This window comes from Streptomyces cupreus, assembly GCF_014257025.1.
Classification (GTDB): domain Bacteria; phylum Actinomycetota; class Actinomycetes; order Streptomycetales; family Streptomycetaceae; genus Streptomyces; species Streptomyces cupreus.
Window position 1 is genome coordinate 65044 of sequence record NZ_JACMSF010000037.1, and the last position, 26173, is coordinate 91216.

A 26173-nucleotide genomic window follows, 5' to 3' on the forward strand; every position below is an offset into this window, starting at 1 on the left:
GTGGGAACCGTGAGTCGAATGCGTCAGAGCAACGCCTCGGCGGTGATGGGCAGTTCGCGCACCCGACGGCCGGTGGCGTTGAAGACCGCGTTGGCGATGGCGGGCGCCACGCCGACGATCACGAGCTCGGCAAGGCCCTTCACGCCGAGCGGGTCGGCCTGCATGTCCTCGCCCTCCAGGTAGATCGCCTTGAGGTCGGGGATGTCGGCGTTCACCGGCACCAGGTAGTCGGCAAGGCCGGCGTTGGCGATCCGGCCGTCGCGGTGATCGGTGACCGTGTGCTCCAGCAGGGCCGCGCCGATGCCGCCCACCATGCCGCCGATCGCCTGGCTGTCCGCCAGCTTGGGGCTGATGATCCGCCCCGCGTCGTACACGGCCAGCATCCGCCGCACCCGCACCAGACCCAGCGTCGCGTCCACCGCCACCTCGGCGAACACCGCGCTGTAGGCGCTGATGGAGTGCCGCTCACCCCTCGGCGGGGAGAAGGAGGCGTTCGCCTCGAGGCGGGTGCGGTCGTTGCGGGTCAGCAGCCGCTGGTACGACTCGCCGCGGGCCGGATTCCCCTGCACGTGCAGTCGACCGTTGCGGACCACGATGTCCTCGGCGTTGACGCCGTACAGGGGCGATTCCTCGTCCTCGACGGCCAGTCGGATCGCCTGCTGCCGGAGCTGGATGCAGACGTCGAGGGTAGCGGAGCCGATGCTCGCCATGGTCATCGAACCGCCGTGCGGCGGGGTCTGCGGGTAGCGGGAGTCGCCGAGCCTGAAGTCGACCGCGCGCATGGCCAGCCCGAGCGCGTCGGCGGCGACCTGGGTCTGGGAGGTGTAGGTGCCCGGGCCCATGTCGCTGGTGGCGCACTCGATCACCGCCGTGCCGTTGGCGTTCAGGCGGCCCCGGGACTGGGCCGGCGCGACTGCGGTGTGGTACACGCCCGAGGCCATGCCCATGCCGATCAGCCAGTCGCCGTCCCGCGTCGAGCGGGGCTTCGGGTTGCGCCGGTCCCAGCCGAACTCACGGGCGCCGATCGTGTAGCACTCCAGCAGCCGACGCGTGGAGAACGGCGCGTTGTTCGACGGATCCTGGGCCGGTTCGTTGAGCCGACGCAGCTCGATGGGGTCGATGCCGAGTTCGTGGGCGAGTTCGTCCATGGCCGACTCGACGGCGTAGACACCCGTGGCGGCGCCCGGACCGCGCATCCAGATCGGGGAGTTCACATCCAGCGGCACCGTCCGATAGGACTGGCGGACGTTGGGCGTGCTGTAGAGCATCTGCCCGGGCGACATGACGGCCTCGGTGAACGTCTCGTACGACGAGGTCTCCGCGTCGATCCCCTGGTCCGTGGCGGCCAGACGGCCGCGCCGGTCACTGCCGACGCGCATCCGGTACTCGTAGGCGGGCCGAAAACCGGTGCCGAAGTACATCTGCTTGCGGGTCAGGACCAGCTTGACCGGACGGCCCGTCTCCCGGGCGGCGAGCGCGGCGACCACGGTGTGCGGCCAGCAGCGCAGCCCGCTGCCGAAGCCGCCCCCGACGAAGGGGTTGATGACCCGCACGGAGTCCAGCGGCACATCGAACACCGTGGACAGCTCAAGCTGCGTGCCGGGCACCCACTGCGTCTTGTCCCACACGGTGAGCCGGTTGCCGTCCCAGCGGGCGATCGTGGCGTGCGGCTCCATCGGGTTGTGGTGATTGCGCGCCAGGCGATACGTCATGTCCAGCCGCACATCCGCGTCGCGCAGTCCGGCTTCTACGTCGCCGCGCGAGTAGTTGCCCGGCCGACCCGGCTCACCCTCGGCGAGGTCGGTCGTCGGCCGCTCGGCGTCGTAGCCGAACTTCACCAGGCTCGCGCCGTGCTGCGCGGCCTCCAGGGTGGTGGCGATGACGACGGCGACCGGCTGACCGTGGAAGAGGATCCGGTCGTCCTGGAAGACGCGCAGCTTGCGGCCGGGCAGGTTGTTCGACCCCGGATTGTCGCGGTACGGCAGCGTCGGCGCGTTGCCGTGATGGATCACCCGCAGCACGCCCGGGGCGGCTTCGGCGGCGTCCGTGTCGACGCCGGTGATACGGCCGCGGCCGATGCTCGCATCGACGATGACGGCGTGCACCGCCCCTTCGATGTCGAACTCGGCGGCGTACTGCGCCTCGCCCGTGACCTTGAGCCGTCCGTCCACCCGGGAAAGCGGCGCACCAACGGCTGCCTGCGGCTGGGGACTCACTTCGTACCTCCTACGATGCGCAGCTGACGCTCGACGGTCCGCTTGAGCAACTCGACCTTGAAGCGGTTGTGTTCCAGCGGGCGGGCCCCCTCCGCCGCCTTCTCGGCGGCGGCCGTCCACAGGGCTTCCGAGGGGCGCTCACCGATGAGGTGCCGCTCGACCGCGGGCAGCTTCCAGGGCACGGTGCCCACTCCCCCGGCGGCGACCTTCGCCTCGCGAATCACACCGCCACGCACATGCAGCGCGACGGCCGCCGAGGTGAGGGCGAACTCGTAGGACTGACGGTCGCGGACCTTGAGGTAGCCGGACTTCAGCGGGCGCGGGAGGGCGGGGATCTCCACCGCCGTAATCAACTCGCCCTGCCGGATGGCCTGTTCACGGTTCGGAGTGCTGCCCGGTCGCAGCAGAAAGTCGGCGCAGGCGATACGGCGCTCTCCGTCCGGGCCCATGAGATGCACTGTGGCCTCCAGCGCGGCAAAGGCCACGGCCACGTCGGACGGGTGGGTGGCCACACAGGCCTCGGAGGTGCCGAGGATCGCATGGGTGCGGTTGTGGCCCTCCCGCGCGGCGCAACCCGAGCCCGGCTCACGCTTGTTGCAGTCTGCCGTCACATCCCGGAAGTACGTGCAGCGGGTGCGCTGCATGATGTTCCCGCCGATGGTCGCCATGTTCCGCAACTGAGCCGACGCACTCAGCTCCAACGCCTCGGAAATGACCGGGTAGAGGGCGCGCACCTTGGGATGGGCGGCCGCGTCGGCCATCCGCACCAACGCCCCGATCCGCAGCCCACCCCGCTCGGTGACAGTGACCTCGCGCAACGGCAGGCCGCTGATGTCCACCAGCGTCTCGGGACGCTCGACGGTCTCCCGCATCAGGTCGACCAGGGTGGTGCCCCCGGCGATATAACGTCCGCCGCGGCGACCGGCGTTGAGGGCCTCATGGGTGCTCGCGGCCTTGGTGAAGGTGAAGGGATACATCGGTCCTCACTTCCGGCCGGCGGTCTGCTCGACCGCGCGCACGATCTTCACGTAACAGCCGCAGCGGCAGATGTTGCCGCTCATCCACTCCCGGATCTCCTCCGGGGAGCCGGTGTGCCCCTCCTGGATGCAGCCGATGCCGGACAGGATCTGGCCCGGGGTGCAGTAGCCGCACTGAAAGGCGTCCTCATCGATGAACGCCTGCTGCAGCGGATGCAGTTGGTCCCCATCGGCCAGGCCCTCGATCGTGGTGACCTCGGTGCCCTCCAGGCGTACGGCAAGCGTCAGACAGGAGTTGACCCGCCGTCCGTCGACCAGAACCGTGCACGCGCCGCAGGCCCCGGCGTTGCAGCCCTTCTTCGACCCGGTCAGCCCGAACTCCTCGCGCAGCAGATCCAGCAGTGAGGTGCGGTTGTCCACCGTCACCGTCCGCCGGGTGCCGTTCACCGTCAGGGAGACTTGGCCGGAGCGCACCGTCTCAGCGGCAGCCGGGTCGGCGAGCAGGGACCCACCGATCACCCCGCCCGCGACGACGACACCGCCGACCGCGGTGCTGGTCGCGATGAAGGTGCGCCGAGTGGGCCCGGAGGAGGGCTCATCGGCTCCTTTGGGGGGCGGAACGTCGGACTCGGGCAGTTCAATGGACATACGTACGCCTTTGCATCAAGGACGTCACGGACGGCTCGGGCCGTACACAGCGACACGGGCAGGAGCGGCGGGATCGTCGTCACCGCAGGGCACATTCGGACCGGGGACTCGGGCAGTCCCCGGTCGGTCATGCGGGCAGTCTGACATCGCTTGCCAGGCCCGTGGCAGGGAGACTTTCCTCCCCCGATCCTTCTCTCCCCACAAGGCGGAGCCCAGGGTTCAACCCATGGAGATCGCGCTCGTCCTTGAGTGACGCAAAAGATGAGGCCGAGCAGCGGGGTGGGGCTGCTCGGCCTCTCGTGGTGATCTATGCGTGCAGCGTCAGTGGCGGGTCACCGGTCGCGTCGCCATCCGGCTCGCCGATCAGCGCCGTGAAGCTCTCCGCGCGTACGGCCAGGCCGTCCCGCGTCTGCTCGAACTCCGGCGCGAACGGGCCCTGCCCGCCGTACCGCACCGCGAACACATGCAGGTCCTCCGGGGCCCCGGGAGCCGGGCCCGCCTCCAGCGCCGTGGACGCGACCAGGTGGCTCCAGCCCTCGTCAGGGTTGCCGTAGCCACGCGGGTCGGCGGCGAGCGCGAAGGCCGCCAACTCCTGGGTCGTCTCCGCGCGGGCGTCGAAGTGGTCCGGGCGGTCCGACTCGGGGTGGGTCAGGCGGAGTTCGCCCGCCGCTGTCACCTCGGCAGTCGCCACTCTCCGCACCCGGTCACCGTCGTCTGCGGCGTACGGCAGACCAGCCAGCAGGTACGGCGTCCCGGGGAGCTTCTCCACGGCCACCGTCAGCCACAGGCTCGTGCCGTCCGTGACGTACAGCGACCGCACATGGCGCAGGACGTGGTCGCGGCCCACGACCGGCTTGGTGACCAGCTTCGCCGCCAGGCCCTCGGCGCGTACGTCCCGGACGCGGACCTCGCCCATCGGGCGGCACAGCAGGAAGCCGTCCACCACGGGGCCGAAGCCGTGCTGGCGGTTCACCGCGGCCGGGAGGACATACGTCCCCGCCGCCTCGACCAGCGACGGAGTCATACGGCTGTCGAAGGCCACCGACACGCTCCCCGCCCGGAGTTGGTGGCGGGACGGCTTCTCGGAGGGCGTGCGATGCCACGGCTTCGTGTCCTGGATCTGCCACACCAGCATGAAGGCGAAGTGGCCGTCGATGCCGCCGTCCGGCTTGACCGCGTGGCGGCCCCAGCCGGTGTCGCCGCGGTAGCGGCCGATGTCCGCGCCGATACGGCGGCCGAAGTAGCGCAGGCCGAGCACCGACTCGAAGCCGGAGTGCTGTTCGCTGTAGCGGGGGCCGCCGATGTCGAAGCCGCCGGTGGTCAGGCGGGCGTCGATGTAGCGGGCGAGGGTGTCGCCGTCCTCCGCGAAGACGTCCTCGCCGCTAACCCGGTGGGCCTGGGCCAGGAAGGACAGGGAGATCGGGCCGTAGTTGTTGTCGTACGCGCCGCCGTGCTCGGGGGGCAGCAGTGCGCCCCGGTCGCGTACCCGGTGGGCGCGGATCTCGTCGGCGTACAGGCTCAGCGCACGCTTGCGGACCGCCTCGGCCTCCTCCGCGGGGAGGTGTCCGGCCAGCATCAGGCCGCCCACCACACATCCGATCGCCTGGTTTCCCGCCTCCTGCGGGTTGAAGAAGGTCGCCTCCGTCAGCCAGCGCCAGTACCCACGGCCCAACTCGGCGAGTTCCGCGCGGAGTTCGTCGTCGATGAGGCCGTCCGTCACGTCCAGCACATTCACCAGCTGGAGCAGCGCCCACACCGTGCTCGGCCAGTCCCCGATCGGGTGCGCCCCGGGCTCCAGTACGTAACGGGCGTACGGGAAGCCGGATTTGCGTACCTTCAGGTTCGGGTAGCCCGGGTTGTCCTCGGTGTACACGCGCTCGCGCAGGTGGAAGCGGAGGCTGCGCAGCACCGCCTCCGGCAGACGCGGGTCCTTGGTGCGCTGGTGGGCGAGGGCCAGGAGCGAGGTCACGCCCAGCGAGGTGTCCCCGATGTCGTCGACACAGTCGGGGTGCTCCAGGTTGCCCGCGGGCATCAGACGGGCCAGGGCCTGCTCGACGACATCCGCGAGGACCGCGTCGTATGCCTCCGGTGTGTCCGGCAGATGGTGCAACGGGCCGCGCTGGCGCGGGAGATGCATATGTCCTCAGCCCTTCATTCCCGACGTGGCCATGCCTTCGACCAGCCTCTTCTGGAAGATGAGGAAGCAGATGAGCGTGGGCAGGAGGGCGAGTGTCGACATCGCGAACATCGCGCCGTACGAGGAGCCGCTCGTCTGGTCCAGGAAGAGGGTCAGGCCCAGGGGGACGGTGAACTTGTCGTTCTGCTGGAGGTAGACGAGCTGGTGGAGGAAGTCGTCGTAGGTCCAGATGAAGGTGAAGATGGTCGTGGTGATCAGGGCCGGCTTCATCAGCGGCAGGATGATCTTCCAGTAGATCTGGAGGGGGTTCGCGCCGTCCATCATCGCCGCCTGGTCCAGCTCGCGCGGGATGGAGCGGATGAACTGGACCATCAGGAAGATGAAGAAGGCGTCCACCGCGAGGAACTTGGGCACGATCAGCGGCAGGAACGTGTTGATCCAGGTCAGGTTGTAGAAGATCGTGTACTGCGGGATCAGCACCGCCTGGGTGGGCAGCATCAGCGTGCCGAGCATCAGGCCGAACCAGATCTTCTTGCCGCGGAACTCGAAACGGGCGAAGGCGTAGGCGGCCAGCGAGCAGGAGATGACGTTTCCGATCACCGCGCCGATCGTGACGATCAGCGAGTTGGTGATGTAGAGCGAGAAGGAGTTGCCGGAGCCGCTCCAGCCCTCGGAGTAGTTCTCGGGCCGCAGCGCGTTCGGGATCAGCCCTGGGTGGGTGAAGATCTCGGTGTCGGGCTTGAGGGAGCTGCTGAGCATCCACAGCAGCGGGTAGAGCATGGCGACCGCGACGCCGATGAGCACGGTGTGGATGAAGATACGGCGGCTGCCCGTGGCCGAGCGGAGCTTCGCCAGGGGCGAGGCGTTCGGGGTGATTGCGGACATGGGATGAAGGACTCCTCGCTCAGACGTCAGGCGGCGTCAGTCGTCGTAATGGACCCAGTAGCGGCCGGCGATGAAGTTGACCGCCGTGAAGCCTGCGATGACCAGGAACAGCACCCAGGCCAGCGCCGAGGCGTATCCCATCTGGAGGTCGGTGAAGCCCTTCTTGTACAGGTACAGGGAGTACAGCATGGTCGAGTTGAGCGGTCCGCCGGAGCCGTTGCTGATCACGAACGCCGGGGTGAACGTCTTGAACGCGTCGATGATCTGAAGGACCACATTGAAGAAGACGATCGGAGTGAGCAGCGGAAGCGTGATCCGGAAGAAGCGGGTGACGGAGTTCGCGCCGTCGATCGCCGCCGCCTCGTACACGTCCTTCGGCAGTTGCTTCAGGCCGGCCAGGAAGATGACCATCGGGGTGCCGAACTGCCAGACGGCGAGCAGGACGAGCGTGTAGAGCGCGGTGTCGGGGCTGGAGATCCAGTCCTGGCCCTTGATGCCGAACCAGCCGAGGAAGTCGTTGAACAGACCGTCCCCGCCGAAGACCTGCCGCCACACGATGGCGATGGCCACCGCGCCGCCGAGCAGCGACGGCAGATAGAAGGCGGCACGGTACAGGCCGATGCCCTTCAGATCCCGGTTGAGCAGCATCGCCACACCGAGCGCGAGCGCCAGCTTCAGCGGCACGGACACCACGACGTACACCAGGGTGGCGTGCACCGAGTCCCAGAAGACCGGGTCGTCGGTGAACATCCGCTCGTAGTTGTCCGTCCCGACCCACTGCGCCGGGGTGAGCAGGTCGAAGTTGGTGAAGGACAGGTAGAGCGAGTCGAGCATCGGGTAGATCGTCAGCCCGAACAGGCCCACGAACCAGGGGGCCAGGAAGAGATACGGCCACCAGCCCCCGCCCCGCCGTCTGGCGAGCCGCCGACGCATGCGGTCGCGCTCCCGCTGGTCGGACGGGGTCACAGGAGCACCCTGCTCCTTGACGACCTCGTCGGTCTGCGCGGTGGTCATACTCATCTCTCCCTGACCCTCTCCCGGTACTTCAGCGTCGCGATGCTTCGAAGGCGCCGGGTCGCTGCCGCGCCCCGACAGGGGCGCGGGGCTGTGTCCATATGCGGCTCCGCCCCGCTGGGGCGACCAGCCACGACGAAACCCGCAGACAAACGACGGCCTTCCACGGCACGTCCGGCGGAGCTACCCGCCCAGGATTCCCGCCGCCTGATCGAAGAACTCACCGAGCTGCGCCTTGATCGACTTCTTGCCGAAGGCAACGGCGAGGTTCGACTGGAACAGCAGATCCCAGATCTGATCAGCCCCCTGCGGCGGCGGCACCGGCGCCGGCAGGGCGTTGCTCGCCTTGGAGACCCGCTGCGCGATGTAGTCCGCGTTCTCCATGTTCAACTTGTCCGTCTCGGTCAGCCCCGAGGCGATCAGGTTGCGGGCCTTCTCCGTCGGCGGGATGCCGCGCAGCAACTGCATGTCCTTGATCGCCGTCTCGGACTGCGCGAAGAAGTCCATGATCTTCACCGAGTCGGCGACCTTCTTGCTCGCCTTGGTGGCGCTGAGCAGTACACCGCCGTTGACGAAGTTGCCCTCACGGGCGCCGGAGAAGTCGCCCTGCGGGGTGGGCAGGAAGTCCAGCTGCGCGTCGGTGATGGAGCCACCTGCGCCGTAGACACCGGAGTCGAAGGTGAACAGGGCCTTGCCGATGACGACCGCGTTCTTGGTGAGGTCGTTGTGCGCGGCGGAGGTGATGGCCGGCGGCGGGGAGGCGTTGGCCTTGCGCATGTCGGCCCAGTACTCCCACCACTCCTGGAGGGTGTCGGGGGTGAAGCCGAGCTTCTTGCCGTCGTCGGAGAAGAACGTCTCGCCGTGTTCGCGGGCGAAGACCTCGAAGGCCTGGAGGGTGCCGCCACCGCCGTCGTCGACGCCGTAGGTCTTGCCGCCGCTCTTCTTGTAGACGTCGGTGGCGATCTTCTTCAGGTCGGCCCAGGTCCACTCGCGGTCGGGAAGCTGAAGGCCCAGCTCCTCCAGGCCGCTGCGGTTGACGGTGAGCTGGTTGACGCCGATGCCGGAGGGGACGCCGTAGAGCTTGTCGTCGACGGTGCCGGCGGCGAGGAGCGTCTTGGAGAAGCCGGTGAGGTCGAGGCTGTTGCCGACGTAGGAGTCGAGCGGGGCGAGGACGCCCTTGCGCGCGTACTGGGCGACCAGCGCGGTGTCCATCTGGAGCAGGTCGGGGGCGCTGCCGCCGGCGATGTTGGTGTTGAACTTGTCGAAGTACCCGTCGTATCCGGAGTAGGTCTCCCGGATCTTGATCTTGGGGTTGTCCTTCTGGAAGGAGGCCAGCGCCTTCTTGTAGGCGGCGTGCCGGTCGTCGCTGCCCCACCAGGTCATGGTCAGGTCGCTGCTGGTGCTGCCGGCGCCGGTGCCGCCGCCGCAGGCGCTGAGGGCGCCGCCGAGGGTGCCGGCGACGGCGAGGCCGCTCGCGGTGCGGAAGAGGGTTCTGCGCGAGATCTGGTGACCCACCGGGTCCTCCCTGGATGTGCGTGACGGATCGCCCGCCGGCCGATGCGGCTCGGGATCCCTTGTGGATGGCGCCTCCCGGCTTGCCGCGACCTCGCCCGGTCGCGCGGCCCTGGCGGGCGGGGGTGCACGGCCGTCGTCCCAGCCGTGTCCGGACGAGCACGCCCTCGTCCGGCTCGCCGTACGTGTCGTACGGCTCGGTGCCCCGCCCTGAACCGGGTCCCGCCGGTTCAGAAAGCGCTTGTCCGGACATTGGCAGAAGCGGCCGGAGTCCGTCAATGCCTGCCCGGGTCCCCGCCGGTCACGGTTTGGATTCCGCGGGCCACCGCGAGCCGGGTGGCCCCGACGACGGTGCCGCTGTCGCCGAGGGCGCTGCTGACGACGTCGGTGGGCCAGCTCAGCTCGGCCAGCTCGGCCCGCACGCCGGACAGGAGTTGTGGGTGCGCGCCGACGGCGCCGCCGAGCACGATCAGGCCCGGATCCAGTACGGCGACCACGGCGGCGGCGAGCCGGCCTATGTCGGCGGCGTGCCCGGCGACCACGGTTCTGGCGGTGGCGTGGCCCTCGTCGGCGAGGGCGAAGAGACGCTCGGCGGTGCGCGGGCAGGGTCCGTCGGTGTCCCGCCAGGCTTCGGCCGTACGGCGCAGCAGGGACCGTACGCCGATGTGTTCCTCCAGGGCCTCGCGGCGCGGTTCGCGGCCCTGGTCCCAGGGGTAGGGCAGGCGGGCGACCTCGCCGGCCGCGCCGTTGGCACCGCGCAGCACCCGGCCGCCGATGACGATGCCGAGGCCGATGCCGACGCCGATCCGCAGGTAGCCGAAGGTGTCGCGGCCGAGGGCCGCGCCCTCGTGCAGTTCGGCGAGCGCGGCGCAGTTGACGTTGTTCTCCAGGTGGACGGGGACGCCAGGGGGCAGGGCGGTGGCCATGGCGTCGTACACGGGTCCCGCCTTGGCGGTCGCGGGGCGCATGCCGGTGCCGGTCCGGTCGCGGGTGGTCACATCGCCGACGGCGACGACGATGGCGCGCAGCGGGGCGTCGGCGGGCAGCGCGGCGAGCACCGTACGGACGGTGTCCGCGGCCTCGGCGCGGGGGCCGTCGCCCTCGGCGAGCGAGGTGCCGTCGAGGGCGCAGCCGCGTACCCGGGTCCGGTCGGGGCCGAGGTCGACGGCGAGGACGGCGCCGGCGGCCGGGCCGAGCCGGTAGACGGCGGCGGAGCGGCCGGTGGCGCCGGACGCGGTGCCGGAGTGGGCCGCGAGCCCGACGGCCTCCAGCTCGGCCACGGCGGAGGACACGGTCGGTTTCGACAGTCCCGCCTCCGTCGCGAGCCGGGGACGGGTGGCGGCGCTCGCCCCGGCCAGCACGGCGAACACCGCACGCGCGCTCTCGCTCAGCTCCATGGTCTCCCCAGGTCGTGCCGTGGCCGTCCGGCGTGGATCCGGCCGGCCGCAAGGATCGTTCGGCGTCGGGTGCTCGGAGAACCCGGCAATCAGTACCGGGATTTCCGCTCCTCTTGACGCACCCTACTTCGTTAGTTAACTTCCTAACGAACTCCGGCGGTACTCGCCTGCCGCACTCGTCAGAAGCCTGTCCCGAGGCTTCCCGATCGACTTCTCCCGCGGGGTCGACGCCACCGCTGACCGCGGTGCGCGCCTCGGTCCGCGGCACCTTCGCCAGGTGTCGGCTTCCCTGTCCAGGCACGGTTCGCCCGCCGTCGCAGATCGCTGCAACGACGAAAGAGAATCCGTGCAGGACGCTTCCCTCCTGTCCCCACTCGTGGTCGGCATCGACGTGGGCGGCACCAAGACCCATCTGCGCGCGGTCGCCGGCGCGGACCTGGTCGCCGACCGCGTCCGCAGCAGCAGCAGCGGCTGGCGGCCGCATGACCCGGTCGCCGCGGCCGGCTGGCTCGCCGCGCTGGTCGCCGAGGCCCTGCCGAGCGGCAGACGCCCGGCCGCCGTCGCGGTCGGCGGACACGCCTGCGAGACACCGCGCCAGTGCGCGCAGATCCGTACCGCTCTGCAACTGCACTTCGACGCGCCCGCGCTGGTCGTGGGCGACGCCGAACTGCTCGTCCCGGCCGCGGGCTTGGACAAGGGCGTCGGCCTGGTCGCCGGCACGGGTTCCGTCGCGGTCGGCCGGCTGGCCGACGGCACCGCCCTGCAGGTCGGCGGCTGGGGCGCGGTCCTCGGCGACGAGGGCGGCTCGGCCGGCCTGGTCCGTGAGGCCGTTCGGGCCGTGTGGGCGGCGCACGACCGGGGCGAGAAGCCCGACGCGCTGGCCGCCGGGCTTCTCGCCTCCTTCGAGGTCGCCGAAGTCCCCGCGCTGGGGTCCGCCTTGGAGTCCGCCAAGGACGTCTCCGCCGAGTGGGGCGGTCATGCTCCCATGGTGTTCGCGGCGGCCGAGGCGGGCTCCTCGCTCGCGCGTGCCGTGGTCGCCGGGGGCGGCCGGTCGCTCGCCGGGCTCGTCCGGCGGCTCGCCACGCGCGGGGTCCTGGTGGACGACGTGGTCGTCGCGGGCGGCACGATCCTCGCCCAGCCCTCGCTGTACGACGCCTTCGTCTCCGCGCTCGCGGAAAGCGTGCCGCACGCCCGGCCGAAGCCGCTCACAGTGCCCCCGGTCACCGGGGCGATAGCGCTTTCTAGTTCACTTCTCTGACATGCGCCGGTCGCCAAGTGCTCCCGCGACCGACACAACTCGCCCGTAGATCTTCGCTCGTACGACTCGATCTCCCCTGCGCGCGAACCGTCCGCCATCCGTGCACACGGTCATCAGGCGCGCACAACAGTCGAGTCGCTCACTTCGATCCCCTCCCGGCCGAACCGGCCGAAGACCTCCAGAGAGGCAGTCGCATGCCGTCTACCGCCGGGCACCGGTCCCCCGCGTCGGCCAGTGAAGCCGCCCTGAACAGAAGAGGTTTCCTCAGGACGTCCCTGGTCGCCTCGGCCGGGGTGCTGGCCGCGCCCACGTTTGTGACCTGGCTGGCCGCCGCCGACGCCAAGGCCGCCGCCGGTGCCGCCGCGTTCGTCGACGACTACCGCACCAACGTCGTCGCGAACCTCACCCCGGAGACCAACGCCGTGGTCCGGATCCTCGGCGGCTTCGCCGAGGTGTGGAAGACCGGCGACGCCTGGAACACCGGCACCCCGCTGCTGCCCGAGGTGCTGCGCGCCAACGTGCGGCACTGCGTGCGCGTCACGACCACGCGGACGGCGGAGCAGGCGAAGCAGGCGTTCATCGTCGACCGCCAGCACCAGAGCTACGCGATGATCGCAGGCCTCGGACCCCTCGCCGACCTGTACCGGGCGGGCGCCAAGGCGGTCACCTCGATCACCAGCGCTCCCGACGGCACGCCGGCCACCACCGTCAGCGACGCCGTGCCCGCGGGCGCCCCGGCCGGATCGGCGCTCGGCGCGGGCTCGCAGAGCTCGGAGCTCGGCAAGGTGGCCCAGCTGGTCGACACCGTGCGCGGCCCGTTCGCCTCCGGCAACCCGGCCAAGTTCGCCTACCAGTACCCGCGTCCGTGGCGCATGAACGAGGACAGCCAGGTCGTCGATACCGGCCAGAAGGACGCCCTCGGCTACCCGGTGTACGACTCCGAGGTCGTCGTCGCCCCGCAGCTGCTGCGCCAGCGCAGCACCAACCCGGCCGATGACGGCGGCTTCCCCAGCGGCCACACCAACGCCCTGCACCTGGCGTCCCTGGCGTTCGCGTACGCCGTGCCCGAGCGCTTCCAGGAGCTCGTCACGCACGCCTTCGCCCTCGCCGACATGCGGATCGTGGCCGGTATGCACTCCCCCGTCGACGTCATCGGCGGCCGGGTGATGGCCACCGCGCTGGCCGCCGCCGCCCTGGCCGACCCGGCGAACGCCGAGCTGAAGTCCGCGGCCCGCGCCCAGGCGCTCGCGTACTTCCAGGCACGGACCGGCAAGACGGCCGACGAGCTGTACGCCTACGCCCACTCGGCCGACGCCGACACCGACCCGTACGCCGACCGGGACACCAACGCCCGCTCCGTGCGCCCCCGTCTGACGTACATCCTCACCCGGCACGGCCGCGACCTCCCGCTCACCGTGCCCAAGGGCGCGGAGGTGCTGCTGGAGACGCGGCTGCCCTACCTGGACGCGGGGCAGCGGCGCGCGGTGCTGGCCAGCACCGCGCTGCCCTCCGGGTACGTCCTGCTGGACGGCTTCGAGCAGTGGGGGCGGCTGAACCTGTTCGCCGCGGCGGACGGCTACGGCGCCTTCGACACCGACGTGACCGTCGCCCTGGACGCGGCGGCCGGCGGCTTCCACGCGGCCGACAGCTGGCGCAACGACATCGAGGGTGAGGGCGGACTGACCAAGCGGGGCACCGGAACGCTCACGCTGACCGGCGACAACCGCTACGCCGGCGGGACCGTGGTGGAGGACGGTGTCCTCGTCGCCGGTTCGTCCCGCGCGCTGGGCCGCGGTGATGTCCGGGTGGCGGACAGCGGCACCCTGCGGGTGGCCACGGCGACACGGGTCGAGGGCGGCTACGTCCAGGACGCGGGCACGCTTGAGCTGACGCTGCGCGCCGGGCGTACGCCCGCGCTCTGGGTGAAGCGGCGCGCCCGGCTGGAGCGGGGCAGCACCCTCTCGTTGCACCTGGACACCGAGCGGCCGCCGGCCATGGGCAGCACGGTGCCGGTGCTGCACGCCCCGGCGCTGCGCGGCCAGTTCGACCGGATCGAGCTGAACTCCGACCGTCTGCGGGCCGTACCCGTCTACACGACGGAAGGTCTGTCGGTACGACTCCTGAAGCGGTGACGCCCCCGGTGGCGGGAGCTGGTGCACAGTTGGCGCATGAGGCGCCGCAGCACCCCTCCCGCCACCGCGCGGCCACTCGCGCCGCGGGGCGGATGATGGCACGCGAACTCCTGGACACCCGCCCCGTGGCCGTTGAGTCGCCGCAACCGCCTCGTCGGCCCTGGCTCGTGCCGCTGCTGGTGGTCGTCCTGCTCGCCCAGATGGCGGTGGCGATGGTGACGACGGCCGTGCAACAGACGCCGACCATCGACGAGCCGGTGTACGTGGGCACGGCAGCCGTCCACCTCCACGAGCACAGCCTGCGCCTCAACCCCGAGCATCCCCCGCTGGGCAAGCTGGTCGTGGGAGCCGGGGCGGCGCTCGCCGATCCGCGCTACGACGCCTCCTTCGAGGGCGACCAGGGCCAGGTCGGGCGGCATCTGCTGTACGAGTCGGGCAACGACCCGTGGCGGCTGATGCTGTACGCACGCCTGCCGGTGATCGTGCTGACGCTGCTGTTCGGGCTGGTGGTCTTCGCCTTCGCGCGCGAACTGGCCGGTCCGGCGGCCGGGTTGACCGCCCTCGCCCTGTACTGTTTCTCCCCCGACCTCATCGCGCACGGCTCGCTGGCCACCCTGGACGTACCGGCGGCGGGCTTCCTGCTGACGTCGGTGTGGTTGCTGTGGCGAGCGCGCCTGCGGCCACGGCTGTACCTGCCCCTCGCCGGGGCGGCGCTCGGGGCGGCCCTGGCCACGAAGATGAGCGCGCTGCCCGCGGTGCCGGTGCTGATGGGTCTTGCGGCGGCGTCGGTGTGGTGGGGGGCGTCGGGGCTGGGCCGCCGCGTGGCGCTGAGGCGAGCCGCCGTGGGCGCGGCCGTCGTGGCGCTGGTCGCGGTGGCCGTCGTATGGGCCACGTACCTGGTGGTCGATCCGCGGCTGCGCTGGGCGCCGGAGCAAGGAGTGCCCGTCGTGCACGGGCTGCGGGGCCTGGCCGTCGAGCTGTTGCCGTTCCCGGAGGCGTACCGGGACGGGATGCGGATCCAGTTCGGCTTCGAGGACCAGCCGTGGCAGGGGTTCCTGTTCGGGCGGCTCTACACCGGCTCGCTCTGGTACTACCTGCCGGCCGCGCTGCTGGTGAAGACACCGCTCGGGATGCTGGTGCTGTGGATCGCGGGCGCGGTCGCGGTCTTGTGGGTACGGCGGTTGCGACCCGCGGCGCCGTATCTGCTCGTGCCCACGGCGGTGCTGCTGGCCGCGGCCATGCAGGGGTCGCGGGACTTCGGGACGCGGTACGCGGTGTTCGTGCCGATGTTCCTGGCGGTGGCGGCGGGCTGCGTCCTGGTGGTGGGAAGCGGCCGGGTGCGGGTGCGCGCGGTGGCGGTGACGGCGGCGCTGGTGGTGTTCGTGGCGGTCAGCTCACTGCGGACGTTTCCCTACTATCTGCCGTACTCCAATGAGGCGTTCGGCGGGCCGGCGAAGACTCATCTGCGGCTGCACGACGCGGCGGTGGACTGGGGGCAGGACCTGGGCCGGCTCGCGGACCGGCTGCGTGAGCGGTACGAGGGTGAGCGGATCTGGCTCGTGTACAAGGGCAGTGGCGTGCCGTCCTCTTACGGCATCGAGGCCACCGACCCGCGTACGGTGCCCGCCCGGGAGGTGCACGGTCTTCTGGTCGTGTCGGACACGTCGGTGGCCAAGGCGACCGGACACCTGGCCGATTTGATCGACAGCAGTCGTCCGATCGATACGGTCGGCCACTCGATCACCATTTATCGCAGGTGAACGTAGTGATCGCTCCACCGTGTCACGCACGCCCCACCACTCCGGATGTGCCCTCCCCCCTTCCCAGGCCCGCTTTCAACCTCCTGGTCAACACAGTGTGTGAGCTATGTTGAAGCACTGTGGAAGACAAAGGAGGCGCACCGGTGCCATCGCCGCAGCAGACACGCGCACAGGCATCCGCGATCACCTCGGGGAAGACCGCTTCAGAGGCGGAGGCCTCCCCGACTTCCCAGCTCAGAGCGCTCTTCGACGGGCCCCATCTGTCTCCGGGGCAGCGGCGCATCGCCCAGTACCTGATCGAGAACATCACCGAGGCCGCGTTCCTGTCGATCACCGATCTCGCCGAGCGGGTCGGGGTCAGCCAGCCCTCGGTCACCCGCTTCGCCGGCGCGGTCGGCTTCAGCGGTTACCCGGCGCTACGGGAGAAGCTCCAGTCGATCGCGCTCGGCGCCCTGGCGGGGGGCGCGGCCGAGGAGAACAGCAGCAACGAACTCCAGGCGGCCGTCGACGCCGAGATCGACAACCTGGAGAACCTGCGGCGCGACTTCGGCAACCCCGACCAGGTGATCGAGGTCGGCCGCAAACTGTCCCGCTCGACCCCGCTGACCATCCTGGGCCTGCGCATCTCGGCGTCGCTGGCCGAGTACTTCGCCTACGCCGCGCGCCGTATCCACCCGGACGTCCGGCTGGTGACGCGGGGCGGCAGCGTCGCCTACGACGCGCTGCTGCAGTCGCGGGAGGCGGGGGGCACCTGGGTGCTGGCGTTTTCGATGCCGCGGCACGCGCAGGAGACGCTCACGGCCGTGCGGGTGGCGCGCAGCGCCGGGCTCAGGGTCGCGCTCGTCACCGACCTGGCGCTCGGACCGGTGGCCGACGCGGCCGACGTCGTCTTCGCCACCGGCACCGGATCCCGGTTGGTCTTCGACTCCTACGCCGCGCCCGGCGTGATGGCCGCCGCGCTGCTCCAGGCCATGACCGACGCCGATCCCGAGCGCACCCAGGGGCGTCTTGAGGAGTACGAGCAGATCTCCGACCAGCACCAGTTCTTCCTCAGGGACTGAACCGGGCCCGGGGCTCCGCAAGCTCCCCCGTCACTGCCGCCAAACCGGATGACAGGGGCACCATCCACCCCTTTTCGAGCATGAATGTTTTCATACGTCTTGCAAAGCGGACGGCATATATAAATACTTCTCCACGCCGCACCCGCCCGCACAAGGCCGACGGTCCGCTCTGCGCACGTCACCCCATCCGCCGTGCGCACGCCGTCAGCCCCGCGGGCTCCGCGACGGGCACCCTCAGCCGCCGTCTCCTACCCGCGTCGGCGCCCAGGGTGTTCGGCCGGGCGGCCCCGGTCATCCCCTAGGCCGGGGCCGCCCAGACCTCGTCGGACCACCCTCACGACGCCGCACACCGGAAGCGATCACCATGACCCTGATGACCACGCGGATCACGTCGGACTGGCCCTGCCAGGTCAAGACGCCAGGCACCTACGACTGGGAGCGCTCGGCCGCCAAGTGGCTGCGCGAACTGGTGCCGGCGCGCTACGCCAGCTACCCGGCGCTGATCCGCCACCCCGTCCTGCTCGCCCGGCACGCCCAGATCCAGGTCCAGCAGGAGATCCGGGTCGCCCGCACCGCGCTGCAGACCGCCCGGGCCGACCTTCCCGCGCTCGGCATGCCCGAGTCGGTCATCGAGCACACGATCAAGCTGTACGCGGCGGAAGTCATGCAGCTGCAGCACATCGCGCGCAGTGTGCGGGCGGTCTCCCAGGCTCTGGCCGACCGCCGCTGACACCCCTCCCTGTCAGTCGTCGTGGCGGTGCCGCCAGTACCAGACGGCGCCCACGGCGAGGGCCAGCAGGAACACGGCGGGCAGCACCAGGCCCGGAATGCGGGAGCCGTTCATCGGGGAGGGCCTTCGGGTCGGAGCGGCCGGGCGGGGGGACGTGGGCCCCGCTGCCCATGCTGACGCCCGCTGCCGTGTCGTCCGTGCCGTTTTCCGTACCCCTTGCCCGGCGTTCGAGAGGCCCGGCCGGGCAGCGTCAGTTGCCGAACGCCGCCGTGCGGGACTCCAGTGCGAGGCGGGTGTCGTCGCCGTAGACGCCGGTCTCGTCGCCGCTGATGCCGTACCAGAGCTGGAAGCGGGCCACAGCCTCGGTGAGCGTGGCGTCGTAGCGGCCGCTGGTGGAGCCGGGGACGTAGACGTCCGGGACGCCCAGCAGGCGCTGCGTTTGATCGATGGCTGCTGGCAAGCGCCGTCATGACGACTCGTTGGTCAATCCGTCACCACTGGTTGCTGAGCGCGGCTCCATCGTGGGAGGCCCCCCGAAGCGATGCGGCGGCGCTCCGCGCCGCCCCACTTGCGAGCGTCCCGTGCAGGGACGCCTTCATCGCCACGACGAAGGCGTCCCTCCGCTCCTCGCTCAGCGCGTCCAGCGACAGATACGGGTTGAGATCCTCCAACTCCACCAGCAGCAGCTCCCCGCCCGGGGCACGGCAGGCGTCGACGCGCTGGATGCCGTGGCCGAGGGAGTTCCAGTCGATGAAGCGCCCGGCGAACTCCAGGTCGGCGCCGGTGGGTTCGTACGGCTGCAGCTCCCAGCGTCGCTCCGGGTCCGGGGCGTACAGGGCGTACTGGAAGTCGCGGTCGACGAAGTAGAAGGAGACCTCGTAGGAGAAGTCCACGCACGGCTGGACGAGGACGCTGCCGTCGGCCATCTCACGGGCCCGCTCGCCGGAGACGATCTCCAGGCCTATCGAGTCCGCGCCGAGCTTGGGCTTGACGACGTACCGCTCGCTCACGGGCAGCCGGTGCAGGTCTTCGGGGCGGTCGACGGTCGGGATGACCGGGAAACCCTCGGCGGTCAGATCGAGCAGGTACTGCTTGCCCGCCATGTCGCCCCGCCCGGACAGTTCGTTGTAGACGAGCGCCCCGGTATCGGCCGCGCGCCTGCGAAAGGCCTCGTAGGCCTCCGGATACTCCAGCACCGGCCCGCTGTTGCGCACGACGACGGCGTCGAAGCCGTCCATCAGCGCCACCGCCTCCCGCGGATGACACAGCGCGAGGTCGAAGTCCTCGCGCAGCCGGGAGGTGAGGAAGATGTCCTCGTCGCAGTACCGGCGCCCGCGAGCCGGATAGGCCAGGTCGGTGACGTACAGCAGACGGCGGCGGGCGGACGGCATACGGGCTCCTCGGGGCGGGCGGGAGGCGATCGTACGCACGCCGGTGTTCACCGAACAATGTCGGGTTACGGCGTCACAGGCCCGCCGACCTCAGCTCCCGCCTGCCGATTCCCGCGAGGCCTCGACGCACCGTGTGCCGCGGGCCAGGCTCGATCGGAGTGCACGACGGACGGCGAGAACGCGGCAGCCAGCGGCCTCGGCGGCGGCGACACCCGTGGGCGAGTCCTCCACGGCGAGACAGGCGGCGGGGTCCACGCCGAGGGTGCAATCGCACAACGAACGTAACGCTCACTGATTGATCGCTTCGCCGCCGCAGGACGAGCGGATCCTCAACACGGGGAGCAGATCGAGGTGTTGACCGGGGCCGGGCTGCTGTCCGGTCCGGCGCTCGACCAGCCGCTGCAGCAGCAGCTTGGCGGCCAGTTCCCCGACCGAGCGCTTGGGCGGGGCGATCGCGGTGAGCGGGACATCGGACATGCCGGCCACCTCGTCGTCGTAGGCGATGAGCGCCAGGTCGTCCGGCACCCGTACACCGGCGGCCTGGAGCCGCGGCACCAGCACGATGGCGTCCTCGTCGCTGTGCACCAACGCCGCCGTGACGTCCCGTTTCTGCACCGCGTCGACGAGATGGTCCACGCTCGCCTCGTAGTCCCCGTGCTCGCGCACCGCGGGGGCGTCGATGTCGACGTCGAGCCCGAGGGCCTCGACCGCAGCCCGGAATCCGGCGGAGATCTGCGTGGCGTGCGGGCCCTCCTGGAGCACGGCGGTGATCTTGCGGTGGCCGAGAGAGGCGAAGTGGCCGACGGCGACGGCGGCGCCGTGGGCGCGGTCGGTGCGGACCCGGTCCAGGACGGCGGCGGGGTTGCCGGGCGGGGCCGAGCGTTCGACCAGCACGGCCGGGACGCCATGCTCCAGCAGCCACTTCTCCTGACCGCCCTCCGGTACGCCCCCGAACCAGCTGGGCGCGACGAGCAGTCCCTCCGCCCCGCCCGCGATGAGGTGTCCGGCCTGGACCGAGTCCTCTGCGTCGACGTACCCGGACACTCCGAGGACCAGCCGTCCGCCCTGGGCCGCGACGGCCTCCCGGGCACCGCGCACGATGTCGGCGAAGATGTAGTTGGTGGTCGGCACGATCATTCCGATCACCGCGCCCGAGGCGCTCTCCGAACGCTCGCGCGGTTCGACCGCCGTCTCCTCTGGCCACACCACCGCACCGTGCAGCCGATGAACCCGCCCCTGGGCGGCCAGCGCCTCCACGTCCCGCCTCGACGTGACCGCGGACACGCCGAGTTCGGCGGCGAGTTCGGCGACCCGGATGCTGCGCCGTTCGCGGACGAGTTCGAGCACACGCTCATGGCGCTGGTCGACATGGAGTCGCATGGTTCCCCCGGGACAGTGGCGTGATCAAGAGCGCTCACTCTACGCCCCCAATCGTATCGATCGTTTGCGCTCAATACGATCGCTGGGCGTCGAGCACAGCTCTAGTCCGACCCGGTCCGCAGGGGTTCCCTCGGTTCCAGGCGCAGGTGGGCGCCCTGGCGGCGCAGGGTGCGCTGGACGAGGTGGTAGGGCACCTGACGCGGGGCGCGGCCGAGCCGGACCGACAGGGCGGCGCAGACTCCGGCCGCCTGCCCGGTCGCCATCGCGATGGGCATCACGCGGTACGAGGAGTGGGCCACGTGCGATCCCGAGATGCACCGCCCGGCGACCAGCAGCCGGTCCGTGTCCCTGGGCAGCAGACAGCGCAGCGGGATGTCGTAGAAGCTGCCGCGCGGGACGCGTTTGAGGACGGTGCCGCTGCCGCGCGGGTTGTGGATGTCGACGGGGTAGGCGCCGTGCGCGACGGCGTCGGGGAAGGAGCGCGCGGCGAGGATGTCGTGGCCGGTCAGGTGGAAGTCGCCGAGGATGCGGCGGGTCTCCCGTACGCCGATCTGGACGCCGCTCTGCACCACGTACGAGTCGTCGAAGCCGGGCACGTGCCGGCGCAGGAAGCGGTCGATCTGGGCCATCTGGCGGCGGGCGGCGAACTCGGCGCGGCTGAGGTCCCACACATCGGTGCCGAGCGCGCGGGTGACCCGGGTGCTGTTGACGCTGACCTCGCGAGGGTGCGGGGTGCCGAAGAACAGGATGTCCTCGCGGGGCAGCCGCAGTTCGCCCGCCTCGGTGGCCGCCTGGACGAGGTCCCACAGGCCATGCACACCCCGCCACTGGTCGGGGTGTTCGTTCACGTACTCGGTGAACCGCGGCTGGAGGAAGTCGACGATGCGGAACATGAGCGTCATCGGCTGCACCAGACCGTCCTCCGGCCGGCCGATCTCGTACGGCGCTCCGCAGGCTGCGGCGATGTCGCCGTCCCCCGTGCCGTCGACGACGACGCCCGCGTCGATCACGACGGGACCCGACTTGGTCTCGAAGACCACCCGCCAGCCGTCGTCGAGGGGCAGCGCGGTGGAGGCGAAGGAGTGGAACAGCATGCGGACGCCCACCTCGTCGAGCAGGTCGAGGAGGACGAGTTTGTAGATCTCCGGGTCGAACGGGACGGTGTAGCCGGTCTCCGGTGACGGCGGAACGCAACCCCCGCGCTCGGTGAGCCGGTCCAGGAGCAGCCAGAGGAATCCCGCCACCACGGGGTCGCCCTCGCCGTGATCGGTGGGCAGGAGCCGGCCGCTGTGGCCGGTGCCGTCGAACACGGCTTGCTTGCGCTCGTTGTGGAAGGACATCAGCGGCATGACCAGGGCGACAGTGGCGTTTCCACCGAGGAAGCCGTAGCGCTCCACGAGCACGACGTCGGCACCGGCGTCGGCCGCCGCGTAGGCTGCCGCGGTGCCGGCCGGTCCGCCACCGACGACCAGCACGTCCGTGCGCCCGCCGTGGCGGGCCGCACGCGGGGGCAGGGTGACGGTGCGGTCGGGCTGGGGTCGTTGCAGGATCGGCATCGCTTCTCCCGTCGGCTGCGTGTGATGCGCCGGTCAGGCCGGTCACGAACCCGGGGTGAACAGGCTCAGATCGGCGCGCTCCGCCCGCGCGCCGCCGTCGAGGGAGTCCAGCAGGGCCCCCAGCCGCACACAGGTCTCCCGGGCCCGCTCCTGCAGCCCGCGCACTCGGGCCTTGAGGTCCTCCTGGCGCAGCGGGAACTCGTCCCAGAGCCGGTCCACCTCCGCGAGCAGCAGTCCGGCCTGCTCCCTGGCCACGCCGACCAGCGCGGGCGCTCCGGTCCGGCGTGCGAAGTCGAAGACCTTGCCGGAGTACGGCAGCGGCAGCACGGGCAGTCCGGTGAGCGCGGCGAAGATCACGACGTGCAGCCGCATGCCCACGACGATGTCCAGGTGGTCCATGAAGCCGAGGATCTCGCCGGGGCTGTAGGAGTTGTTGAGGATGCGGCCCAGGTCCGGGGCGCTCATCCGGGAGAGCACGCCGTGGGCGTGGCGGACGTCCTGGCGTTCCATCGGGACGAAGACGACGTGTGCGTCGAGGCGGCGGGCGAGGAAGTCGGCGACGTCGGCGAGGAGGGCGTGGTAGTCGTCCTCGTCCAGTTTCTCGGCCGCCCGCCCGGGCTCTCGTACGGACATCCCCACCAGCCGGGAGTCCAGGGGCAGGCCCTCCTGCCGCATCATCTGCTCGGTGAAGGGCTCCGGCGGCAGCAGCAGCGCGGGGTCTGCGGTGACGGTGAGGTCGCGGTCGACGCCGACCTCCTCCAGGACCAGTCGGGACTCCTCGTCGCGTACGACGACCTCGGTCATCGCGGGCAGAACGGTGCGTACGGCCTCGCGGTCGTCGGCCTCGCGCAGCGGGCCCGCGCCGACGGCGTAGGCGAAGGTGGGAACGCCGCGTTCGTGTGCCGCGCGCACCAGCCGCAGGTAGCGGCGCGCCTCTCCGTCGTAGAGGATGCCGCCGCCGCCCAGCACCAGCAGGTCGAGGCCGGCCAGGGTGTCGAGCATGGGTTTTTGCGGGACGCCCTCCCAGTCCACCACGGTGTCGGCCGCCGGCTGATGGGTGCGGGTGTGCTCGGCGTTCCGGCTGAAGACGACGAGCCGCGCCTGCGGGCGGTGGGCGCGCAGGCAGCTCAGCACACACTTCAGGATCGCCTCGTCGCCGGTGTTGCAGCCGCCGTAGGAACCGAGCAGGCCGATCCGCAGGTCCGGCGCGGGAGCAGGCGGGAACTGGTCGAGGGTCATCCGGAACTCCCTTGCGAAGGAGGTGCGGGGGACCCGGGCGGAGTGGCCCGTAGGGACAGTATGGGCGCCGCCGTGTCGCCCGTCCTTTCCACGGCGGAGGGGACCGTTCCGTGACGAGTACCCGTGTCACGGAGACGATGTCCGGCAGCCGGTCGGTACCCCGTGTGGGGGCGCGCCGCGCGGGCACTCGGGTGCCCGCGGCGAGCCCGTCCGGGCCGCTGTCACTGGAGGTGAAGACCATGGGGCACGGCGGGAATGTGATCGAGGAACTGGTGACCGACCATCGCGAGGTGGAGGAGTTCTTCGCGAAGATCGAGGCGCTGCCGCCCGGACACAAGGACCGCAAGACGTACGCCGACCAGGCCACGATGGAACTCGTGCGGCACTCCGTCGCCGAGGAGGCCTACCTCTACCCGGCCGTGCGGGATCACCTGTCCGGTGGGGATGCGCTGGCCGACAAGGAGATCGACGATCACTCCAGGGCCGAGCAGATCATGAAGGACCTGGAGGGGTGCGATGCCGGCGATCCCGAGTTCGACCGGCTCATCGGCACGTTGATGACGGAGGTCCGCTCGCACATCTCCGACGAGGAGGCCAACCTCTTCCCGAAGTTGCGCGCGGCCTGTCCCGCCGCCGCTCTCGACGACCTCGGCGACAAGGTGCGGATGGCGAAGAAGACGGCGCCGACCCGCCCGCACCCCTCGGCCCCGGACACGCCGCCCGCCAACAAGCTGCTGGCCCCCGGTGCGGGCATGGTCGACCGGCTGCGGGACGCGCTGAGCGGGCGCGGGAAGAAGGACTGACGCCCCTCGCGTGCGTCCCACTGTGCGGCGGTCACGCACGGGGCGCGAACACGGGGGAGCGGTGATCACCGCGCTGCACGGCACACGGGCCCTTCACTCACGATGCTGACGGAGTCCATCGGAGCATGCGCCGGTGGGCGCGCGGGCTCAGAAGGCTCCCGGCGCCGCCGCCCTAGCCCTGTCGGCGCCCGCCGCCCGCCGCTCGCGTACCGGCAGGTGGTAGACGTGGAAGGCCCGCCCGATGACCGGCTGGGCCACGTTGCGCACCCTCACTCCGCCGCTGGTCATACCGTGCTCCGTGCCGAGATGGGCGTGTCCGTGCACCGCGAGGTCGGCACCGGCCGTGTCGATCGCCTCGGCGAGGAGATAGCTGCCGAGGAACGGATAGATCTCGGGCGGCTCGCCGGCCAAGGTGTCGGACACCGGGGAGAAGTGGGTGAGGGCGATACGTACGTCGCAGTCCTGCTCGGCGAGTTCCTCCAGGGACCGGCACAGGGCGTCGGCGCACCGGCGCGAGTACCGGACGAACTCCTTCATGATCGGCTCGCCGAACTCCCCGGCGCAGCGCCCGACGAACCCGCCCCCGAACCCCTTCGTACCGGCCACGCCGATCCGCGCGCCGTCGCGGCCCAGCACCGTCGACTCTCCTTCGAGGACGTGTGCTCCCACTTCCCGGAGTACGGCGGTGACCTCCTCGGGGCGATCGTCGTGATGGTCGTGGTTGCCCAGGACCGCGACCACCGGCACACCGAGCCCCTCGATCTCCCGGGCGACCACCCGGGCCTCCGCCACGGTGCCGTGCCGGGTGAGGTCTCCGGCGAGCAGCAGGATGTCGGCTGTCGCGGGCAGCGTCTCGAAGGAGGGCCGGAGCACGCCCTCGCTCTCGGGCCCCAGGTGGATGTCGCCCACGGCCGCGACCCGGATCATGGGAGGTCCTCGGCATGATCGGGCGCGGAGGCGTCCGCGACCACGAGGTCGAAGTGGACGGGATGGTCCGGCAGCTCCTCGCGGGCGAGCCTGACCACCTCGTCGCGGCAGTGGGCGGAGGGGACCGTGCCGGTCAGCAGCACGGCCTCGCCCCGGATCTCGATCCGTACGCCCAGTTCGCCGAGGGGCCCGGCCGCCAGGTGGTCGGTGAGATGGGCGACCCGGTAGTCGAGGTGGTGCGCTCTGCCGGTGCCGGGAGCGGGCTCGGGGTGGGGGTGGTTCATCGCTCCTCCTTCCGCGGCTCGATGACGTTCAGGCGCTCCAGGAGGAAGAAGAACGCGGCGGGCATGGGCTGGTCCCCGCAGTCTCGTCGTACGGCCTCCCAGTCGACCTTCTCGCGCAGGGCCCGGGCGATGGCGAGCGCGGACCCGAAGTCGCAGTAGTGCTCCGAGAAGGCCTCGATGCGGCCCCGCATCAGGTCGGTCGGGGCGAGGACGGGCATGTGCACGGAGTCGACCGGGAGTTGCTCGGCCCGGGCCAGCATCGCGGTGGTGACCGGGCGGTGCGCCAGCTCGAAGATGAGGTCGACGTCCTGGCCCAGGCAGTTGGTCTTGATCAGCCAGTCCTCGGGCGGGGTGCGGACGGTCAGGCCGGCTTCGGCCAGCGTCTCGGCGACGGCTTCGGCGTCCTCGCGCCGGACGCAGAAGTCGGCGTCGTGCTGAAGCCGCGCGCCGGCGCCGTGGGCGTAGGCGGCCACGCTACCGGCGAGGGCGAACAGGTGGCCGCCGTGCTTGAGCAGCCCGCCGATCCGCTTGGCCGCCTCCAGGATCGCCTGGCTTCTGTCCCTCGGCGGCTCCTCGTCGCCGGGGTCCGGCATGTCACGCAACGGCAGCCGGACGATCTCCGGCGGGGCCGAGCTCTCCTGTGCCGCGCCTTCGGAGACCGGGTGGAGTTCGGGGAGCACCGCTCGCCGCGTCGGCGCCGGGGTGTCGCCGTTCTGCGTCATGGCCTCTCCTTCACGGCGCGCCGGTCCCGGACAGTGCCTCCGCCAGGGCGGGGGCGGACTGGGATGCGGCTCCGAGTACCCCGGCTGCGCAGGCGTTCACGCCGAGGGTCCGGGCGCCACAGCCCGCCCCCCTCGCACCCAACC

The 26173-nt window shown here is 71.0% G+C and carries 21 protein-coding genes and 1 pseudogene; 6 read left to right on the forward strand and 16 right to left on the reverse strand.

Annotation, left to right across the window (positions count from 1 at the left end; translation table 11 throughout):
- Positions 1-23: 23 nt before the first annotated feature.
- The 8 genes from H4N64_RS29015 to H4N64_RS29050 all read right to left on the reverse strand — a co-directional run bounded on the left by H4N64_RS29015 (position 24) and on the right by H4N64_RS29050 (position 10786).
- Entirely contained in the window at positions 24-2216 is a 2193-nt protein-coding gene (locus tag H4N64_RS29015) for a molybdopterin cofactor-binding domain-containing protein (protein ID WP_186285388.1), read from the reverse strand.
- The gene (locus H4N64_RS29020; RefSeq protein WP_186285389.1) at positions 2213-3193 is read right to left on the reverse strand and encodes an FAD binding domain-containing protein; all 981 of its coding nucleotides are present in this window, start codon (positions 3191-3193) and stop codon (positions 2213-2215) included. The genes H4N64_RS29015 and H4N64_RS29020 overlap by 4 nt, the downstream gene beginning before the upstream one ends.
- A gap of 6 nt (positions 3194-3199) precedes the next feature.
- Positions 3200-3841, reverse strand: coding sequence for a (2Fe-2S)-binding protein (locus H4N64_RS29025; protein WP_186285390.1), 642 nt, complete (start codon positions 3839-3841; stop codon positions 3200-3202).
- A gap of 307 nt (positions 3842-4148) precedes the next feature.
- A complete protein-coding gene (locus H4N64_RS29030) occupies positions 4149-5978 on the reverse strand; it encodes a hypothetical protein (RefSeq protein WP_186285391.1) in 1830 nt (609 codons plus the stop codon).
- A 6-nt stretch (positions 5979-5984) separates the two neighbouring features.
- A complete protein-coding gene (locus H4N64_RS29035; RefSeq protein WP_186285392.1) occupies positions 5985-6863 on the reverse strand; it encodes a carbohydrate ABC transporter permease in 879 nt (292 codons plus the stop codon).
- A gap of 36 nt (positions 6864-6899) precedes the next feature.
- Positions 6900-7877 (reverse strand): carbohydrate ABC transporter permease, encoded by a 978-nt coding sequence (locus tag H4N64_RS29040; RefSeq protein WP_186285393.1) that lies wholly within the window; start codon positions 7875-7877, stop codon positions 6900-6902.
- Between the two features lie 183 nt (positions 7878-8060).
- Positions 8061-9392 (reverse strand): extracellular solute-binding protein, encoded by a 1332-nt coding sequence (locus H4N64_RS29045; RefSeq protein WP_186285394.1) that lies wholly within the window; start codon positions 9390-9392, stop codon positions 8061-8063.
- Between the two features lie 272 nt (positions 9393-9664).
- Positions 9665-10786 (reverse strand): ROK family transcriptional regulator, encoded by a 1122-nt coding sequence (locus tag H4N64_RS29050; protein ID WP_186285395.1) that lies wholly within the window; start codon positions 10784-10786, stop codon positions 9665-9667.
- 346 nt (positions 10787-11132) lie between these two features.
- Here H4N64_RS29050 and H4N64_RS29055 point away from each other — a divergent pair, with 346 nt between their 5' ends.
- The 5 genes from H4N64_RS29055 to H4N64_RS29075 all read left to right on the forward strand — a co-directional run bounded on the left by H4N64_RS29055 (position 11133) and on the right by H4N64_RS29075 (position 17727).
- A complete protein-coding gene (locus tag H4N64_RS29055) occupies positions 11133-12044 on the forward strand; it encodes a BadF/BadG/BcrA/BcrD ATPase family protein (RefSeq protein ID WP_186285396.1) in 912 nt (303 codons plus the stop codon).
- A gap of 194 nt (positions 12045-12238) precedes the next feature.
- The gene (locus H4N64_RS29060) at positions 12239-14176 is read left to right on the forward strand and encodes a phosphatase PAP2 family protein (RefSeq protein ID WP_186285397.1); all 1938 of its coding nucleotides are present in this window, start codon (positions 12239-12241) and stop codon (positions 14174-14176) included.
- A gap of 92 nt (positions 14177-14268) precedes the next feature.
- The gene (locus H4N64_RS29065; RefSeq protein ID WP_418896300.1) at positions 14269-15936 is read left to right on the forward strand and encodes a phospholipid carrier-dependent glycosyltransferase; all 1668 of its coding nucleotides are present in this window, start codon (positions 14269-14271) and stop codon (positions 15934-15936) included.
- Between the two features lie 143 nt (positions 15937-16079).
- A complete protein-coding gene (locus H4N64_RS29070; RefSeq protein ID WP_186285398.1) occupies positions 16080-16997 on the forward strand; it encodes an SIS domain-containing protein in 918 nt (305 codons plus the stop codon).
- Positions 16998-17361: 364 nt separating this feature from the next.
- The gene (locus H4N64_RS29075) at positions 17362-17727 is read left to right on the forward strand and encodes a hypothetical protein (RefSeq protein WP_186285399.1); all 366 of its coding nucleotides are present in this window, start codon (positions 17362-17364) and stop codon (positions 17725-17727) included.
- Positions 17728-17977: 250 nt separating this feature from the next.
- On the opposite strand, the pseudogene H4N64_RS29080 reads toward H4N64_RS29075, so the two are convergent.
- The 5 genes and pseudogenes from H4N64_RS29080 to H4N64_RS29100 all read right to left on the reverse strand — a co-directional run.
- Positions 17978-18166: pseudogene (locus tag H4N64_RS29080) on the reverse strand (peptidoglycan-binding protein); the annotation flags it as partial.
- 52 nt (positions 18167-18218) lie between these two features.
- A complete protein-coding gene (locus H4N64_RS29085; protein WP_260860036.1) occupies positions 18219-19118 on the reverse strand; it encodes an ATP-grasp domain-containing protein in 900 nt (299 codons plus the stop codon).
- A 288-nt stretch (positions 19119-19406) separates the two neighbouring features.
- The gene (locus H4N64_RS29090) at positions 19407-20498 is read right to left on the reverse strand and encodes a substrate-binding domain-containing protein (RefSeq protein ID WP_186285401.1); all 1092 of its coding nucleotides are present in this window, start codon (positions 20496-20498) and stop codon (positions 19407-19409) included.
- A 101-nt stretch (positions 20499-20599) separates the two neighbouring features.
- Entirely contained in the window at positions 20600-22054 is a 1455-nt protein-coding gene (locus H4N64_RS29095) for an FAD-dependent oxidoreductase (RefSeq protein WP_186285402.1), read from the reverse strand.
- A gap of 42 nt (positions 22055-22096) precedes the next feature.
- Positions 22097-23293: a polysaccharide pyruvyl transferase family protein gene (locus H4N64_RS29100; protein WP_186285403.1), complete on the reverse strand. Its 1197-nt coding sequence runs from the start codon at positions 23291-23293 to the stop codon at positions 22097-22099.
- 239 nt (positions 23294-23532) lie between these two features.
- Between H4N64_RS29100 and H4N64_RS29105 the strand changes: the two genes are divergently transcribed.
- Entirely contained in the window at positions 23533-24096 is a 564-nt protein-coding gene (locus tag H4N64_RS29105; protein WP_186285412.1) for a hemerythrin domain-containing protein, read from the forward strand.
- A 147-nt stretch (positions 24097-24243) separates the two neighbouring features.
- On the opposite strand, the gene H4N64_RS29110 is transcribed toward H4N64_RS29105, so the two are convergent.
- The 3 genes from H4N64_RS29110 to H4N64_RS29120 are packed head-to-tail and all read right to left on the reverse strand — an operon-like array spanning position 24244 to position 26029.
- Entirely contained in the window at positions 24244-25023 is a 780-nt protein-coding gene (locus H4N64_RS29110) for a metallophosphoesterase family protein (RefSeq protein WP_186285404.1), read from the reverse strand.
- Positions 25020-25307: a BON domain-containing protein gene (locus H4N64_RS29115; protein ID WP_186285405.1), complete on the reverse strand. Its 288-nt coding sequence runs from the start codon at positions 25305-25307 to the stop codon at positions 25020-25022. The genes H4N64_RS29110 and H4N64_RS29115 overlap by 4 nt, the downstream gene beginning before the upstream one ends.
- The gene (locus tag H4N64_RS29120) at positions 25304-26029 is read right to left on the reverse strand and encodes a nucleotidyltransferase family protein (RefSeq protein WP_186285406.1); all 726 of its coding nucleotides are present in this window, start codon (positions 26027-26029) and stop codon (positions 25304-25306) included. Before H4N64_RS29120 ends, H4N64_RS29115 begins: the two co-directional genes overlap by 4 nt.
- Positions 26030-26173: the final 144 nt, after the last annotated feature.